At 69.3% G+C, this 15,761-nt stretch carries 15 protein-coding genes; 8 read left to right on the forward strand and 7 right to left on the reverse strand.

Going from position 1 to position 15,761, the window contains the following annotated elements:
- The first annotated feature begins 52 nt into the window (after nt 1-52).
- Nucleotides 53-367, forward strand: coding sequence for an SCO5918 family protein (locus tag ABZ348_RS15170; RefSeq protein WP_358933066.1), 315 nt, complete (start codon nt 53-55; stop codon nt 365-367).
- 720 nt (nt 368-1,087) lie between these two features.
- Nucleotides 1,088-1,426: a MerR family transcriptional regulator gene (locus ABZ348_RS15175; RefSeq protein WP_358933068.1), complete on the forward strand. Its 339-nt coding sequence runs from the start codon at nt 1,088-1,090 to the stop codon at nt 1,424-1,426.
- Between the two features lie 191 nt (nt 1,427-1,617).
- On the opposite strand, the gene ABZ348_RS15180 is transcribed toward ABZ348_RS15175, so the two are convergent.
- From ABZ348_RS15180 to ABZ348_RS15200, 5 genes are all read right to left on the reverse strand, one after another.
- Complete coding sequence (locus tag ABZ348_RS15180; protein ID WP_358933070.1) at nt 1,618-2,430, reverse strand: ABC transporter ATP-binding protein; 813 nt, start codon at nt 2,428-2,430, stop codon at nt 1,618-1,620.
- Nucleotides 2,427-3,386, reverse strand: a complete 960-nt coding sequence (locus ABZ348_RS15185) for an iron chelate uptake ABC transporter family permease subunit (protein WP_358933332.1) — start codon at nt 3,384-3,386, stop codon at nt 2,427-2,429. The genes ABZ348_RS15180 and ABZ348_RS15185 overlap by 4 nt, the downstream gene beginning before the upstream one ends.
- Nucleotides 3,387-3,448: 62 nt before the next feature.
- Nucleotides 3,449-4,411, reverse strand: coding sequence for an iron chelate uptake ABC transporter family permease subunit (locus tag ABZ348_RS15190; RefSeq protein WP_358933334.1), 963 nt, complete (start codon nt 4,409-4,411; stop codon nt 3,449-3,451).
- Between the two features lie 103 nt (nt 4,412-4,514).
- Nucleotides 4,515-5,444 (reverse strand): siderophore-interacting protein, encoded by a 930-nt coding sequence (locus ABZ348_RS15195; RefSeq protein ID WP_358933072.1) that lies wholly within the window; start codon nt 5,442-5,444, stop codon nt 4,515-4,517.
- Entirely contained in the window at nt 5,441-6,436 is a 996-nt protein-coding gene (locus tag ABZ348_RS15200; RefSeq protein WP_358933074.1) for an ABC transporter substrate-binding protein, read from the reverse strand. The genes ABZ348_RS15195 and ABZ348_RS15200 overlap by 4 nt, the downstream gene beginning before the upstream one ends.
- A 110-nt stretch (nt 6,437-6,546) precedes the next feature.
- On the opposite strand from ABZ348_RS15200, the gene ABZ348_RS15205 reads away from it, so the two are divergent.
- The 3 genes from ABZ348_RS15205 (at nt 6,547) to ABZ348_RS15215 (ending at nt 9,058) form a co-directional block, all read left to right on the forward strand.
- Nucleotides 6,547-7,446, forward strand: coding sequence for an AraC family transcriptional regulator (locus ABZ348_RS15205; RefSeq protein ID WP_358933076.1), 900 nt, complete (start codon nt 6,547-6,549; stop codon nt 7,444-7,446).
- Between the two features lie 150 nt (nt 7,447-7,596).
- A complete protein-coding gene (locus ABZ348_RS15210; protein ID WP_358933078.1) occupies nt 7,597-8,337 on the forward strand; it encodes a DJ-1/PfpI family protein in 741 nt (246 codons plus the stop codon).
- Nucleotides 8,338-8,653: 316 nt separating this feature from the next.
- On the forward strand, nt 8,654-9,058 hold the full coding sequence (locus ABZ348_RS15215; protein ID WP_358933080.1) for an SHOCT domain-containing protein: 405 nt from the start codon (nt 8,654-8,656) through the stop codon (nt 9,056-9,058).
- A 91-nt stretch (nt 9,059-9,149) separates the two neighbouring features.
- Here ABZ348_RS15215 and ABZ348_RS15220 read toward each other — a convergent pair whose 3' ends face one another.
- Complete coding sequence (locus tag ABZ348_RS15220; protein WP_358933081.1) at nt 9,150-11,411, reverse strand: MMPL family transporter; 2,262 nt, start codon at nt 11,409-11,411, stop codon at nt 9,150-9,152.
- Between the two features lie 357 nt (nt 11,412-11,768).
- On the opposite strand from ABZ348_RS15220, the gene ABZ348_RS15225 reads away from it, so the two are divergent.
- Together ABZ348_RS15225 and ABZ348_RS15230 are read left to right on the forward strand one after the other, a co-directional pair.
- A complete protein-coding gene (locus tag ABZ348_RS15225) occupies nt 11,769-13,007 on the forward strand; it encodes a sensor histidine kinase (protein WP_358933083.1) in 1,239 nt (412 codons plus the stop codon).
- Nucleotides 13,004-13,741 (forward strand): response regulator transcription factor, encoded by a 738-nt coding sequence (locus ABZ348_RS15230; protein ID WP_358933085.1) that lies wholly within the window; start codon nt 13,004-13,006, stop codon nt 13,739-13,741. Before ABZ348_RS15225 ends, ABZ348_RS15230 begins: the two co-directional genes overlap by 4 nt.
- Before the next feature lie 21 nt (nt 13,742-13,762).
- Here the strand turns inward: ABZ348_RS15230 and ABZ348_RS15235 are convergent, their stop codons facing one another.
- Nucleotides 13,763-14,191: a DoxX family protein gene (locus ABZ348_RS15235; RefSeq protein ID WP_358933087.1), complete on the reverse strand. Its 429-nt coding sequence runs from the start codon at nt 14,189-14,191 to the stop codon at nt 13,763-13,765.
- 317 nt (nt 14,192-14,508) lie between these two features.
- On the opposite strand from ABZ348_RS15235, the gene ABZ348_RS15240 reads away from it, so the two are divergent.
- On the forward strand, nt 14,509-15,753 hold the full coding sequence (locus ABZ348_RS15240; RefSeq protein ID WP_358933089.1) for a hypothetical protein: 1,245 nt from the start codon (nt 14,509-14,511) through the stop codon (nt 15,751-15,753).
- Nucleotides 15,754-15,761 lie beyond the last annotated feature (8 nt).

Raw genomic sequence — 15,761 nt, forward strand, 5'->3', positions numbered from 1 at the left:
CGATCCGCCGCGACCGCGGTGGACATCCCCCTCTTCTGACTTGCGAGGCATCATGCGCTGCGTCATCGCCCGATTCCCGTTCGACTTGACCAAGAGTGGGGTGCTGGCTTCGATGAAGTCCGTCAAGCCCGAGCCGGTCGTCGGCGAGTTCGTGATCATCGGTCGCCGTCAGTACCCCGTCAAGCAGGTGGGCCAGGTCATCACCCGCCAGGACCGCCGTGACTTCAGCTCGGCCGAAGTGGTCCGGGCGATGACGCTCCTCGGCTTCACCTGCCGCGGCCTTCCCCAGGCCACCGCCACACCGCCGCGCGGCTTCACCTCGCTCCAGCGGGCGTCCGCGATGCTCGGCACTCCCGTGGCCGTCTGAGCTGCGGGGAAAGCACGGCAGAACACGCAGAACAGCGAAGAGGGCCCGACCAGTGCACTGGTCGGGCCCTCTTCGCATGTCGCCGTCGATGTCCCGGAGCGGCGGGGACATGGCGTACGGGGGCTCCCCCACAGCGTCGGCGCCCTGACACCTCCACCGTTCGAGTCGCATTCCCTCACCGCCCAGACCGAGAAAATCTACTTTGGCGAGAGTAGACATTGGGTGTTCGCATGACTATGGTTTCTCTCGTAGCCAAGGTCGAAGAGCCCGGCAGAGATGAACTGCCGGGCAGCGGTGCAGAGAGTCGCAGATTGGTGCGGCGGTGGAGTTCCGAAGCCAAGCTCGATGTCGAACGGCGACGGGACTGACGGCCGTACCAGGTGGCCCGCAGTTTTCAGGGGCCGCCACAGCAGGACCCACCACCGGTGCAGGGCACCCGTGAACCACACGGATCGCCCAGAGGAAGAACGGAGGAACCAGACGCCATCAGGATCGCTCGGGCCAGGAATATGAGGCTCGGGTACGCACGGCCCAGGAACGGAAGGTGGTCCCCGGTCAGGCATTCACGATCCCCGCACACTCGCCCTCTCCTACGGCGAGACCGCGGAAACAGAAGGTCGGCGCAGCACTGAGGCCGACGGATGGTGTTCAATTTCCTTCGGGGCCCTTGGTGCCGCACGGCACCAGGGCCCCTCGACGCGTTCCCCAGAAGAGGTGCAGATGACAGCGGATGATTCGCTCGGCGGACGGCTGGACGACGATGACTACCCCGCCTACACGATGGGTCGGGCAGCCGAACTGCTCGGCACCACCCCGGGTTTCCTGCGCGCCATCGGAGAGGCCCGTCTGATCACCCCGCTCCGCTCCGAGGGCGGTCACCGCCGTTACTCCCGCTATCAGCTGCGCATCGCGGCCCGCGCCCGGGAACTCGTCGACCAGGGCACCCCGGTCGAGGCTGCTTGTCGCATCGTCATCCTTGAGGACCAGCTCGAAGAGGCCCAGCGCATCAACGCGGAGTTCCGCCGCGCCGCAGCCGCACCGCACGACAGGGCTCGCTGAGCACCACCGGACGCACCGCACGGCCGGGTTCGCTGAGCACCGCTGCCCGAAGAGGGGCGAGCCGGACACCACGACGTGCGGCACGTGCCCGGGTGGGGCGGGCAACGGCTGTCAACGCCAGGCGATACCCACCGGGAGCTATCCGAGCTTTCCGCCGCAGCGACGCTGCGCGATGGCCCCGGGGACCGCCGTCAGGTGACGGGAACCACCATCGGGGTGCCGGTCACCGGGTCGGGGACGACGACGTTGGGCAGTCCGAGGACCGCTTCGACCAGGGAGGCGTCGACGATGTCGGACGGCGGGCCCTCAGCGAAGACCCGGCCCTCCTTCATCGCCACCAGGTGGTCGGCGAACCGACATGCCTGGTTGATGTCGTGGAGCACCGTTATCACCGTCCGCCCCGCGTCCCGGAGTTGTGCGAGCAGGGACAGCAGTTGGTACTGGTGGGCCAGGTCGAGGAAGGTCGTCGGTTCGTCCAGGAGCAGATACGGGGTTTCCTGCGCCAGCACCATCGCCACCCACACGCGTTGGCGCTGACCGCCGGAGAGCTCGGCGACCGGGCGGTTCGCCAGTTCGGTGACGCCGGCCGCTGCCATGGCCTCCCGTACGGCGCGTTCATCGTCGGCCGTGCCGACCGCGAGGACGGAGCGGTGCGGGAAGCGGCCACGGGCGACGAGTTGGCGCACCAGGAGGTTGTCCGGGGCGGTGAGTTCCTGGGGGAGGAAGCCGATCTGCTGGGCGATCGCCTTGGGTTTGTAGGCGGCGATGTCACGGCCGTCAAAGGAGACCGTTCCCGCGGTGGGCTTAAGGAGTCGGACGAAGGCGCGCAGCAGGGTCGACTTGCCCGAGGCGTTGGCGCCGACGATCGCGGTGAACGCGCCGTCGGGGACGGTGAGCGTGAGTTGGGTGGCGACGGTCCGGTCGCCGTAGGCCAGGGTGAGGTCCTGTGCGGTCAGCCGCGGAGTCGGTCGTGAGGTCGGTCGTGAGGTCGGTCGTGAGGTCACGGTCGGTTGACTTCCTTGATGAGCAGCCAGAGCAGATAGAGCCCGCCGATCGCGGTCGTCACCACTCCGACCGGGAGTGCAACGGGGGCGATGAGGGTCTGGGCGATCAGGTCGGCTCCCAGCAGGAGGACCGCTCCGGTCAGGGCGGACGGCAGCAGTGGAACGCCGGGCGCTGCGGTGAGGCGGCGACCGATCTGGGGTGCGGCGAGCGCGATGAAGGCGATCGGCCCGGCGACGGCCGTCACGATGGCGGTGCATCCCACGCCGGCGGCGATGGTCAGCAGTCGGTGTCTGCCCAGGTCGACACCGGAGGTGATGGCGAGTTCATCGCCGAGCGCGGTCTGGTGCATGGCGCGGGCCGCCCCGATGAGCAGGGCCGCGAGTGCCACGGCGACGCACAGCGGGAGGGCGAGGTCGTCCCAGCCGATGCCGTTGAGTGAGCCGGCGCTCCAGCCGGCGGCAGCAAAGGCCACGTCGAGTTCGGCGCGGAGCACGATCCAGGAGTTGAATGCGGTGAGCATGGCGTTCACGGCGATGCCGATGACGATGAGCCGGATTCCGTTGATTCCGGAGCGCACCGAGAGCAGCAGGATGATCGCGGCGGCGAGCAGTCCGCCGATGACCGAACCGACGGCGAGTTGTGCGGAGGTGCCGGTGAGCACGGTGAGCGCGACGAGGGCGCCGGTGTAGGCGCCGGCGTCGAGACCGATGACGTCGGGGCTGCCGAGCGCATTGCGGGTGAGGTTCTGGAAGACGGCGCCCGCGCAGCCCAGCAGGGCGCCGAAGACGGCGCCCGCGGTGACGCGGGGCAGGCGCCATTCCTGTACGACGACGACGGACTCGCCTTGTCCGAGGAGCGCGGCGAGTGCGTCCACCGGTGTGTTCCAGGTGTCGCCGCGGCACAGGCCGGCGACGGCGAGCACCAGCAGGGCGATGAGGAGGGCCGCGCAGCCCAGGACCGTACGACGTTCCGGGCGGAAGGCGCTGGGCGGCGTGGAAGCCTCTTGCTTGAGCAGGTTCACGGGGTCATCGCCCCGTGGCGGCGGACGGTCCAGATGAGGACCGGGGCGCCGAGGAAGGCGGTAATGATGGCCACGGGCACTTCGCCGGTGGTCAGCACCACCCGGGCGGCGATGTCGGAGACCAGGAGCAGCACCGGGCCGAGTACGAGGGAGTACGCGATCAGCCAGGGCACTGAGGCGCCGGACAGCCGACGGGCGACGTGCGGAACCATCAGGCCCAGGAAGGCGATCGGCCCGGCCACCGCCGTGGCGGCACCGGCGAGCACGGTGATCACGGCGAGGACCGCGATGCGGGAGCGCGTGACGTGGATGCCGAGTGCATGGGCGACGTCCTCCCCCAGGGACAGGGCGTCGAGGGCCTTGGTGAGGGCCATCGCCGCGATGAGTGCGGCGGCGATGGTGAGCATCGGCAGGGCGATCGGCAGTTGTTCCCGGCCGGCCAGCGAACCGACGGCCCAGAACCGGTAGTGGTCGAAGACGTCGGGGAGCATCAGCCGCAGCCCGAGTGAGACGCCGGCGAGTACGGAACTGAGGGCGATGCCGGCGAGGACCAGCCGCAGCGGCGAGGTGCGTCCCACGGAGTGGACCGCGAGTGCGGCGAGCAGGGCCCCGAGGAGTGCCAGTGCCAACTGTGCCGACTGGGACCGTGCGATGCCGAGGACCGTACCCAGGGTGATGGCGAAGCCCGCGCCCGCGGTGACGCCGAGGATGCCGGGTTCGGCGAGGGGGTTGCGGGTCAGGGTCTGCATCAGGGCGCCCGCGACGGCGAGGGCGGCTCCGGCGCCGATGCCGAGGACGGTCCGGGGCACTCGGATGTCCCGGACGATCAACTGGTGGTCGGCGCCGGTGTAGTCGGTGAAGGCGCGCCAGATGTCGGCGGGTGCGATCGTCTGTGCGCCGATGCCGACGCTGGCGCACGCGACGACCAGCAGCAGGACGACAGCGGCGACGAGGAACAGCGCCTTGGCGGGACCGGTCCCCGGGGCGCGCTCGGACCGGGACGCCGAAGACTGCTCAGTTCCCCGGGTGGGGGTCTGAGCAGTCTGGTGGGCAGGGGCGGGATCAGTCCTCAAGGCCGGCGACTCCGCGCTTCCAGTACCCCGTGAACAGGGCGTCCAGCCGGCCCTTGGCCCAGGCGCGCAGGGGTTTGATGTCCTCCGCCTCACCCGCGGCGAACAGGAAGACTCGCGCTCCGGCCGGGTCGGGGAGGGCCGGGTCGGGGAGGGCCGGGTCGGGGAGGGCCGGAGTGGGGAGGACGGGAGCCGAGGGGCTCAGGTCGGGGAGGGCCAGGGCGGTGACGGTCGCCGCGAGACGGGACCGGTCGTCCTCGCGCACCAGGCGCGTGATGCGTACCCCATCGCGGTGGGCGAGCGGATAGGCGTGCTCTTCGGGGTGGCTCGTTTCGATCACCAGATCCGCGGAGACGTCGTGTGGCGACTCCTCCAACCAGCGTGCGGCTGCGGGCAGTGCGGTGGCGTCGATCGCGAAGACGTAGTGGTCGCACGCGTGCGAGAACGCCTTGGCGCCGGGTGGGCCGGCGATGGCCACCGGGTCGCCCGGGCGGGCGGCCCGTGCCCATTCGGAGGCGATGCCGCCGGCGTGGACCACGAAGTCGAGGTCCAGTTCGCGGGTGTCGGCTGCGTAGCGTCGGACGGTGTACTTGCGGGTGGTGGGCAGGGGGCGCGGCCAGTCGAGGGCCAGTTCCGCAGTGGCGGTGGGCAGTCGGAGCGTGCCGTCCGCATCGGGAAAGACGATCTTGACGTGGTCGTCGGCCTGATGGCTGTGGAAGCCGTCGAGTGCCGGTCCGCCGATGGTCAGCCGCAGCATGTGTGGGTTCAACTGCTCCTTGCGGAGCACTTCGAGGGTACGGATGCCGATCGGATAGCCGATCCGGACGATGCCGTGGCCCTCCCGGTGGTGGGCGGCGACCCGGCCGGCGGGGTCCTGGCGGCCCTGCGGTTCATGACGGTGGTGCCGATGTGCTCCGCTCATGGCTTGAGCAGCGGCGCGAGCGCCTCGTCGACGGCGTCCAGGGTCTTCACGGCCGAGGTGTAGGTGGCTGCCTCGGTGTACTTGAGCGGGTAGACCTTGCCTGCCTTGACCGCGGGCAGGTTCTTCCACAGCTTGGAGTCCAGCACGTACTGCACCGCCTCGCTGACCGATCCGTCGTCCTCCACGGAGTAGGTGATGGCATCCGCGGTGCCGAGGCTCTGGGGCAGCTTCTCGATGGACGGGAACTCGGTGACGTCGAGTGCGCCGCCGCCCTTCTGGGCCACTTCGCCGGGGTACTTCACCCCGATGTCCTGGGCGATGTTGGTGCCCCAGGACGAGCCGAACTCCCGCTGAAAGGTGCCCTTGGCGATGTCCCCGTAGCCGCCGACGTGGCCGAACTCGACCCCGTTCAACGCAGTGGCGTACTTGGCGGTCAGTTCGGACGCCTTCTTCTCATAGGTCTTGCGACCCTTCTCGAAGTCGTCGAGGCGACCGGCGGCGTCCGACTGCCGTTCGGAGAGTTCCCGCCAGGCGGAGGGCACGGTGGGGCCGATCGCGACGACGGGTGCGATGGTCTCCAGCCGCTTGAGGTCGATGTCCGCGAGTACCGGCTTGGGCACGCCGATGACGATGAGGTCCGGCTTGACGGAGGCGATGGCCTCGTAGTTCGTCTCCGCGGCCATGGCGCCCGCGACCTTCTTCAACTTGTTGTAGGTGGCGAGGTCGTCCTTCGCCATCATCGCCAGGCCCCGGTCCCAGGTGGAGATGCCGACCAGGGAGGCCTTCGCCTCGATCAGTACGGGCACCGCATAGCCTGTGGCGACGACCCGCTCGGGCTTGACCGGGATCTTGATCTTGCCGTTGTCCGCCGCGTAGACCCGGGTCTCCTCCGCCGTGGAGGACGAGTCGGAGCCGGACGAGCCGCAACCGACCAACAGGGCGGTGGTGAGCGTCAGAGCTCCGGAGAGACGGAGTGAGGGACGAGAGGACATGAGCGCGTTCCTTCGGGGTGCACAGCCAGTACGCCACCCCGGAACCTGCAGGCGACTCGCTTAGGCTAGCCTTACCTGATTTCGTTTCGATGTCGACGACAGGACAGTTCATGTCGGCCACAGGACACATCCGACCGGCTCCGGCCAGCTGTGAGGAGTACGGATACGGGCTCGGCCGCCCCTCCGGCATCCTCGTATTCCGCTACCGCTCGGCAGGGGCACTGGAGTTCGGCGCCAACCGACAGGACTTCCTCCACCAGCTCTACTGGTCGCCCGACGGAATGCTGTCGACCGTCTACGGCAGACACAGTCGCTTCGTCGGCCCGCAGGAGGGGTTCTGGTCGGAGCGGGCCGTCAACCACGAGGTGCGCGCGGCAGATCGGCAGACCGTCTATCGGATCTGTCTGCGCCAGACCCCCGAGGCGCTGGGTGACCTGCGGATCGGCCCGGTCGAGGTCGACCGCGACGTGGCGCGCCTCATCGAGATGCTGGGTGGCCCGGGATGTGAGGAGGAAGAGGCGCTGCGCGCCCGGGAGCATTTGATGACCGCCTTGCGGCCCTCGGCCTTCGACGTCACAGCGAACGCGGTCCGTGTCGGTCGTCGGTCGGGCGGTGTCGGTCCACCGCCTGTCGGTCCACCGCCGGGTGGTGTCGGGGCGGCCCCGTCCCCAGGTCCCGCCGGGCACGGTCACGCACTGGCCGTCGCCCGGGCGCTCTCGCACGACCCCAGCGACGACACCCCACTCGACGAGTGGGCGGCACGGCTCCACATCAGTGCCAAGACCCTCCAGCGCGATTTCCTGCGCGAGTTCGGAATGCCCTACACCCATTGGCGCACCCGCCTCCGGCTGCGAACGGCCCGGGTCCTCCTGGGTGTCGAAGCGGTCACCACCGTCGCCCACCGGGTCGGTTATGCCAGCCCGTCGGCGTTCGTTGCGGCGTTCGCGAAGGAGTACGGAGAGACTCCCGGGCGCTACGTCCGCGCTCTGCGCCGGAACGACACCTTCTGAGTCCACCGGGCCGCACTCGCCGACCGTTCGCGTCCGTTCATGACCCCGCCCGTTCATAACCCCGTCCACGGGAACTTCCGCCACCCCGCGCACGACCCACTCTGCGCAGGAAGACGGTGCTGCCCCAACCGACCGACGGAGGTCTTGACCATGGCATCGATCAATCGAAGAGGCGCCTTGGCCGCGGCGGCCGGTGCCGGCGCGGGAGTCGCGCTGGGTTCGACGGACGCAGCCGCCCAGGACACCGCGCCGCGGTGGAGCGCCGAACGTCCGTTGCGGGTGCATGTCCTGGCGTTCGACGGGGTGGAGGAGCTCGACCTCTTCGGGCCGTTGGAGGTGTTCGCCGGCGCCAAGGCCATGGGCCACCCCGTCAGCGTCCGACTGGTCACCAGCGGCCGACCGGCCCGCATCACGTGCACCTTCGGAACGGACGTGGTCGTCCCCGGCGCCTGGGAGCCGCGCACCGCCGATGTGATCGTCGTGCCCGGCGGCGGGTTCAGACGGCGGAACGGCGCCGGAGTGTGGGCGGAGATCGACAAGGGGGTTGTCCTGCGGGAGCTACGGCGGGCGGCACGGCCCTCGCTGACGCTCGTCGGGGTGTGTACGGGAGTGATCGTGCTGCACTCCGCGGGTCTGATCGGCGACCGTCCCTGCACCACCCACCAGGGCGCGAAGCCCTATCTCCGGGAAGCGGGTGCGGACGTGCGCAACGTCCGAGTGGTCGACGACGGCGATCTCGTCTGTGCCGGAGGCGTCAGCTCGGGCATCGACGCGGCCCTGTGGCTCTTGGAGCGCGAACTCGGTGCACAGGCGGCGACGGACGTCGAGTACCTGTTGGAGTTCGAACGCAGGGGCACGGCGCTGCGCACCGGGAGCTCCGCCCGCAGCTGACGACCCCGGGCACTCGGTCCAGGGCAGTCGGGGCCGGGGCCGGGCAGTCGGGGCTTGGGGCTGGGCGCGACCGCGGCCACCCGAACGGCGTAGATGAAGGTGCGGCGGCCACCGGCCCCTCTTTGACTGAAGCCAACGACTCCCGGCGAGGAGCGGCCACCGCACAGCAGTGGCAGCCGCTCGGTACCGGGGCTCGCCGACGCCCGCAGGGCCGATCCCCTGCGCACATCAGGGACCGGGACCGGCGCACCACCCCTGTGGTCGCACCGGGCGTCGCCCCGCGGCACATCGCGGTCCCCAGTGAACGGAGCCGACCGTGGACGACTACCCGCTGCTCAACCTCTTCTGGACCATGCTCTGGTTCTTCCTCTGGATCATGTGGCTGTTCCTGCTCTTCAAGGTCGTCGGCGACATCTTCCGCGACCACGAGCTGCACGGTTGGGGCAAGGCCGGCTGGGTCGTCCTGGTCATCCTGCTGCCCTATGTAGGGGTCCTGATCTACTTGATCGTCCGCGGCAAGTCCATGGGCAAGCGTGATCTCCAGGCCGCTCAGGACCGGGACGCGGCCTTCAAGGCGTACGTCCGCGAGGCAGCCGGTTCCAGTGGGAGCGGCGGCGGTGGCAGCAGTGTGAACGACCTCGCCCGGTTGGCGGAGCTGAAGGAGAGGGGCGTCATCAGCGACGAGGACTTCCAGAAGGCGAAGGAGAAGCTGCTCGCCTGACTCCGCGCCGGCCGGTGATGTGTCGTGCCACCGGCCCGGATCGTCCACCCCGTCAAGGAGCGGACGATCCGGGCCGGTGGCCGTCGATGTGTCAGCGGCCCTGCGGGTGGACCGGGTGGTCGTCGTAGAACTCCGGCGCTGTGTAGTGCGGGGCGGTGTACTGCGGCGCTGTGTACTGCGGGGCCTGCGGGCTCTGCGGGATGTGGTCCGAGCCGTGCCGGCCGACGGTCCGGGCCGGGCGCCGCGGCCACCACAGTCCACGTCCCAGTAGCACGGCCACCGCCGGCACCAACACGATCGACAGCACGAACGACGACAGCACGATCCCGAGGGCGGTGGCGAATCCGACCTCCTGGGTGGCCGGATTGGCCACCAGACTGGCGAAGGATCCGGCGAGCACCAGTCCGGCGGTGGCGATCGCGGGTGCGGTGTGGCGCACCGCCTCGGCCACGGCGTGCCGTACGGGGACCGGCTTGTCCATCTCTTCCCTGATCCGGTCGCTGATGAGGATGTTGTAGTCGGTTCCGAGGGCGACGACGAAGAGGAACAGCACCAACGGCAGGGTGAACGAGATGCCGGGTCGGTCCAGCAGGTGCTGGAAGGCGAGGGTGCCCGCACCGAGCGTGGCCGCGAATCCCAGCCCCACCGCGATCATGAGCACCAGCGGCGCCAGCACCGAACGCAGCAGCAGGAGCAGGATCAGGGCGATCAGGGCGGCTGCGATCGGGAAGACCAGCTTCAGGTCCTTCTCCACGGCGGTCGCGATGTCGGCGAAGACGGCCGCGGTCCCGGTGATGTGCGCTTCGGTGTTCTCGGGGGTGTTCTTGTCGATGGCGGATCGGACGGGGCCGGAGACCAGGTCACGTGCCTGTTGGGTGTCCGACTTGACGGACAGGACCACATCGAAGCGGGCGGCCGTGCGGTCGGCGTTCAGGGTGGGTGGTGCGACCTGTCCCACTCCTTCGACCTCGGCGAGCGAGCCGGTGAGACCGGACAGCGCGTCCTGTCGAAGGGTGCCGCTCTCACTGCGGACGTAGACGGTGTGCGGGTCGGTGGCGCCCGCCGGCAGACTGCGGGAGATCTCCGCGGCCACCTTGACCGAGTCCGTCTCGGGCAGTCCGGCCGGGTCGTAGCTCATCTTCACCCCGACGACACCGGCCGTCAGCACCCCCAACAGGGCCAGGCTGCCGAGGAGGTAGCGCACGGGACGTCGGGCGATCTCCAGACCGAGGCGGGCGCTGACACCGCCGTGACGCTCCTTCTTCCACGCCTTCGAGGGCCAGAACATCGCCCGTCCACTGACCGCGAGCAGCGCCGGCATCAGGGTGAGGCTCGCCAGCAGCATCACCAGGACGGAGATGGCGATCGCCGGGCCGAGGACCCGGAACTGTCCGAAGCTCGCGACGCCCAGCGTGGCGAACGCGGCGACGATCGTCAGTCCCGCGGACAGGATGGCGTTGCCGACCCGGCCCGCCGTTGCAGCCGCCGCCGTCACGGCGTCCTGCTCCGGGTGGGTGCGCAACTGCTCGCGGAACCGGAAGAGCAGGAAGAGGAAGTAGTCGATGCCGATGCCCAGCAGCACGACGGTGATCAGGGACGGCGTCGACGCATCGAGTTTGATGTCGAAGAGCTCCGCCGACCCGGCCACTGCTCCGGCGGCCACTCCACCGATCAGCGACACCGCGATCAACGGCAGCAGTGCGGCGAGCACGCTGCGGAACACCAGGACGTTCAGGACGACGATCAGGCCCATCGTCAGAACGCCGATGATCTTCTCGCGGAATTCCCCCGCCTCCACGGTGTCGGCGGTGCTGGCGATTCCACCGGTGAATCCGACGCGCATTCCCTGGTCGGTGAATTCCTCTTCCGCCGTGTCACGGAATTCCCGGTAGATCTCCTGGAGTCCGGGGTCGTTCATGTTCCCGGTGACCGAGAACGAGAGCAGTTGGAAGGTTCCGTCGGGGGCCATGGAGCCGACGCCCAGCCGTGGGGTCTGGGAGTGGTCCTTCATCAGCGGCATTTCGGGCTTGGGTCCGATGACCCTTCGTTCGCCGAGCTCAGCGGCTACCTCGCTGATCTTCTTCCGGTCCTGGACGGTCAGTTTCTTCCCGTCGGTCCTGGCGACGAGGACGGTGGCCGCATTCCCGTCGGGTTTTGCGTCGAACTCGTCCTCGGCTATTTTCAGAGCCGCAGCCGAATCGTAGCCCTTGGGCAGGAAGTCTCCCGCCTGCGAATCGGTGGCGCTGAACATCATGGATTGCCCTACGACGGTCAGCGCCGCGCCCAGGAGGGTCCAGACGATGATCGTCAACCACCGACGACGCGTCGCGAACGATGTCAGACTGCGAATCATTTTTCTTCTCTCGGAAGTTGGCTGCACGGGCCTTTCGGACCTTCCACAGCCCATCAGGAACGGCCCTGTGCGGGCATCGGCCGGGGGAAGGGGGCACGGCCAGGACCGGGGTCCGGTGCTGGCAGGACCCAGGACCCTGGTCCTGGGTGGGCGTCGTCCCGGGTGAGGATGGCGAGCGCGGCGGAATGTGATGCGATGGCCGGGACGATCGAGCGGTCCGGGCGCCCGGCAGGATCCGCCCCGGCCCGCCCCGGCCCACCCCAGCTCGCTGTGCGGGAGCCCGGGTGACCAGTTGTTCCGGACGGCCCCGGTCGTCGTCCCCGTACCCCGTACCACCTGTGTGAAGGAGGCGCCCCGATGGGCCCCGACCCCCGTACCGCGGTCCCCGTCCGGGCCCGTGGTGTCCGGCTGGACCCACGGCGGTGGTGGCAGCTCGCCGGCGAACGCGGGGTGATGTCGCCTGCGGTGTTCTGGCTCCGCAATGACGTCCTGGTCCTGCTGGTCGCCGCGCTGGAGATCCTCGACTACACGGGGACGAGCCTGGCCCACGGGAAGCAGATCACTCCCGTCGGTGTGATCCTGTTGGTCCTCTCCGCGCTGCCGCTCCTGGTCCGTCGCCAACACCCCCTGGCGGCGCTCGCGGGGATCCTGGCCCTCCAGACCGTCGCGAGCCTGGCGACCCCCATGGCCCACGGCAACGGCGTCCCCACCCTGCTCGCCATGTACGCGATCACCCGGCTCTGCCCGCCGCGCACGGTGGCGCTGGCCTTCGTGGTGATCCAACTGGTCCAGGTCTTCCGCGGCCTCTGGAACGACATGCGCCCGCAGGATCTGGCGGGAGAGTGCCTCGGACTGCTCTTCGTGATCATCCTGGGGTGGTGGGTACGCAAGTGGCGCCGACAGGTGGAGTTCAATCGGGAACTCCTCGCCGAACGCGCGGTGGCACAGGAGCGGCGGCGCATCGCACGGGAGCTCCACGATGTGGTGGCCCACCACATCACCACCATGTATCTGATGTCCGGAGGGGCGAGGACCCATCTGGACCAGGACCCGGAGACCGCCCGGGAGGCCCTCGTCACCCTGGAGGCGTCCGCCCGCACGGCGCTGCGCGAGATGCGGCAGATGCTCGGGGTGCTGCGCGGCAACGATGTCTACGACGAGGCGCCCTCGCAGCCCCAACCGGGCGTCGCCGATCTCGATGGGCTGATCAGCGAGTCCCTGGCCAGCGGGTTGTCCGCACGGCTGGTCATCAGCGGTGAGCCGCACCCGCTGCCGACGACCGTCGGGCTCACCCTCTACCGGATCGCCCAGGAGGCCCTGACCAACGTCCGCAAGCACGCGGGCCCCGCACGTGCCGACGTACACCTCCTCTATCTGCCCGACCGGGTCACCCTGGAGATCACCGACGACGGTGCCGGCGGCCAGCGCCCCCAGGGCGTGCCGGGCGGGGGATACGGTCTGGTGGGAATGCGCGAACGGGTCTCCGTGCACGGCGGCTCGCTGGACGTCGGCCACCGTGACCAAGGCGGATTCAGGGTCGCGGCGACCGTGCCGCTGTCCCATCACCACGACGATCGAGGAGTGACGGTCCGATGACACTGGCCGCCCCCGCCGAAGGCACCCCGGACCTCCCCCGCACCGACTCCCCGTCGGCGGCCCGTACCGGGACCATCACCGTGCTCATCGCCGATGACCAACCCCTGGTCCGTCGGGGCCTGGCGCTGATCCTGCGCAACGCACCCGGTATCGAGGTCGTCGGTGAGGTCGGTGACGGCGAACAGGCGGTGGCCGCGGCCCATGAACTGCGTCCCCGGGTGATCCTGATGGACATCCGGATGCCCGTGCTCGACGGGGTGCGCGCCACGGAACGCGTGACCGCGGAACTGCCCGAGTGCCGGGTGCTGGCCCTGAGCACCTTCGACATCGACGAGTACGTCATCCGCGCCCTGCGGGCGGGCGCTTCGGGCTTCCTCCCCAAGGACGTGTCCCCCGAGGAGTTGGCCTCCGCCCTGCACACCGTCGACATCGGCGAGGCCGTCGTCGCTCCGCGGATGTTGACCCGGTTGATCGCCACCTTCATCACCGAACAGACCGTCTCCACCGATCTGTCCGAACTCACCCCGCGGGAGGTGGAGGTGCTGCGGTTGATCGCATCGGGGCTCGACAACGGGGAGATCTCCCGGACCATGCAGATCGGGGTCCAGACCGTGAAGAACCACATCACCAGCGTGTTCGCCAAGCTGAACGTCCGTGACCGGGCCCAGGCGGTCATCGCTGCCTATGAATCGGGTCTGGTCCAGGCCCGCGGCACGGGAGGCGACGGGGCATAGCCCCGCCCGGTCCGGCACGGCTCAGACGAGGGTGAGCGCCGCCGCCCCGATGTAGACGAACTGGAAGACGGTACGGGGTCCGATCGGACCGCCCTGGGCCACCTTGCGGCGGGCGGCGGAGACATTAGCCGGAAACATCACGATCATCAGCAGGATCAGGCCGATCGCCGCCCAGGTGGAGGTGGCGGGGATCAACAGGCCGATCGCCCCGGCGAACTCCAGCACGCCGGTGATGGTGACCAGGAGATCCGGCCGCGGCAACGCTGGGGGAACCATCTCGACGATCTCCGGGCGCAGCTTGGGGTGGAAGTGGGCGAACGCCGTGAGCAGGAACATCAGCGCCACGCCGACCTTGAGCGCGTTCTGCCAGTTGTCGAGCGCGTCCACTCCGGCCCAGCCGATGACCCGGGCCAGGACGAGCCCCACGACGAGGGCGATGAACGGCTCCACGGTTGCCTCCGATGCACAGGGGACGTCGCCGGACACGACCCGACCCACTGCACCACCTACACAGCTCGGCCGGCACGCGCCAGGCCGCGCACAGCAGCCGTACGGGCGAGAGCTCCGCCCGTACGGCCGAAATCCCAGGCGCAGGTCGAAATCCTGGGCGCAGGTCGAAATCCCGGAGGCTCACCGGACGGCACACACGGCCGATGGCGAACGGGAGACCTTTGTACGGCCGGCCAGGATTTGCCCGGCAAGGGTTCCGGAGCAGCAGCAGGGGAATCTTCGATAGCGTCGAATGACGCGCCGCTGTAGGGGGAAACATGCTGGCTGCCGCACGGGCTGTGGTCGTTGTCGCAAGTACGGTCGTTCTGGCGGGTCTGGTCGTTGCCGCCGCGCTCACCGGTCTGCCGGTGTTCACGGTCCTCGCCCCGATCGCCGGGGCGTTCTGGCTGCTCGTCCTGATCGACAGTGGCTATCGCGTGGCGCGCGAAGGGGCGCATCGACGGCGTAGGAGGGCCAGCCGAGCACAGCGGAACGCCTTGACGCCCGCCGCCAACGTCCGCCGGCCGATCGACTATCCCGGGGTGAAGGAACGGCCGCGGGGAAACGATCCGGTGGATCACCAGGGCGACTTCCGGGCCGTGGGCATCCGCCTCGCGGTGCTGCCCGCGCTCGCCGTGCTGTTCCTGACGGTGCAGACCCTGTTCATCAACAATGGCGAGCCCCTGGCGCTCGGATTCATCCTGGCCGAATGCCTGCTGTTGGTCGCCATGATCTGGACCATCTGGACGGGTCAGGAACCCAACAAGCCCTGGGTGGTCAATCGGATGCGGGCGGAAATCTTCCGCCGCGAGATGTTCCTGCTCCTCACCGGTGTGGGCCCCTATCTGGACTTGTCGGACGCGGACGCGCAACGGGTGCGCGACGCCCGGCTGAACGTCCTGGAGAACGCCGATCGGGCCCAACTCGACGCACTGAACCGGTTCGTCGATCGCACTCCTCTCGGCGATGAGCAGCACTGGCAGGATGAAGTGTGGCGCCGCAACTCCCCACAAGCGGGCCCGGCAGCCGACGCCGTCGACCGGATGCGGACCTATCTGGATCACCGCATACGGCGTCAGGGGCTGTTCATGGACCTAGCCATCGCGAAGTGCGAGCGGACGGAGAAGTCCCTCGGTCGGGTGGCCAAGGCCATGGTCCTCGCCGGCATCGCCGTCGCCATCATCTACGCGACCTTGCTGCTGACCGCCCCCGATGATCGCTCCCCCTCGACGACGGCGGCGATCGTCGCCCTCCTCGCCGCCGGTCTTCCGCCCCTGTGCAATGCCGTGTTGGCGATCCAGAACCTGTTCGCCGCCCAGCGGCTGGCGGTCTCCTACCGGGAGACCCGCGAGGAGCTGCTGGGTCACGAGACCACCCTGCGCACCCTGCTGTCCGGGCCGGCGCCCTCCGACAACACGGTCTTGTTCAAGGCCCTCGCCGTACGCGTGGAGTTGACCCTCGCGGAAGAGCAGCGGCGGTGGCGCATCATCGTCGTCAAACCGGAGTTCGACGCCGGTTTGTGAGACTCCCG

This window comes from Streptomyces sp. NPDC005963 (assembly GCF_040638655.1).
Lineage (GTDB): Bacteria > Actinomycetota > Actinomycetes > Streptomycetales > Streptomycetaceae > Streptomyces.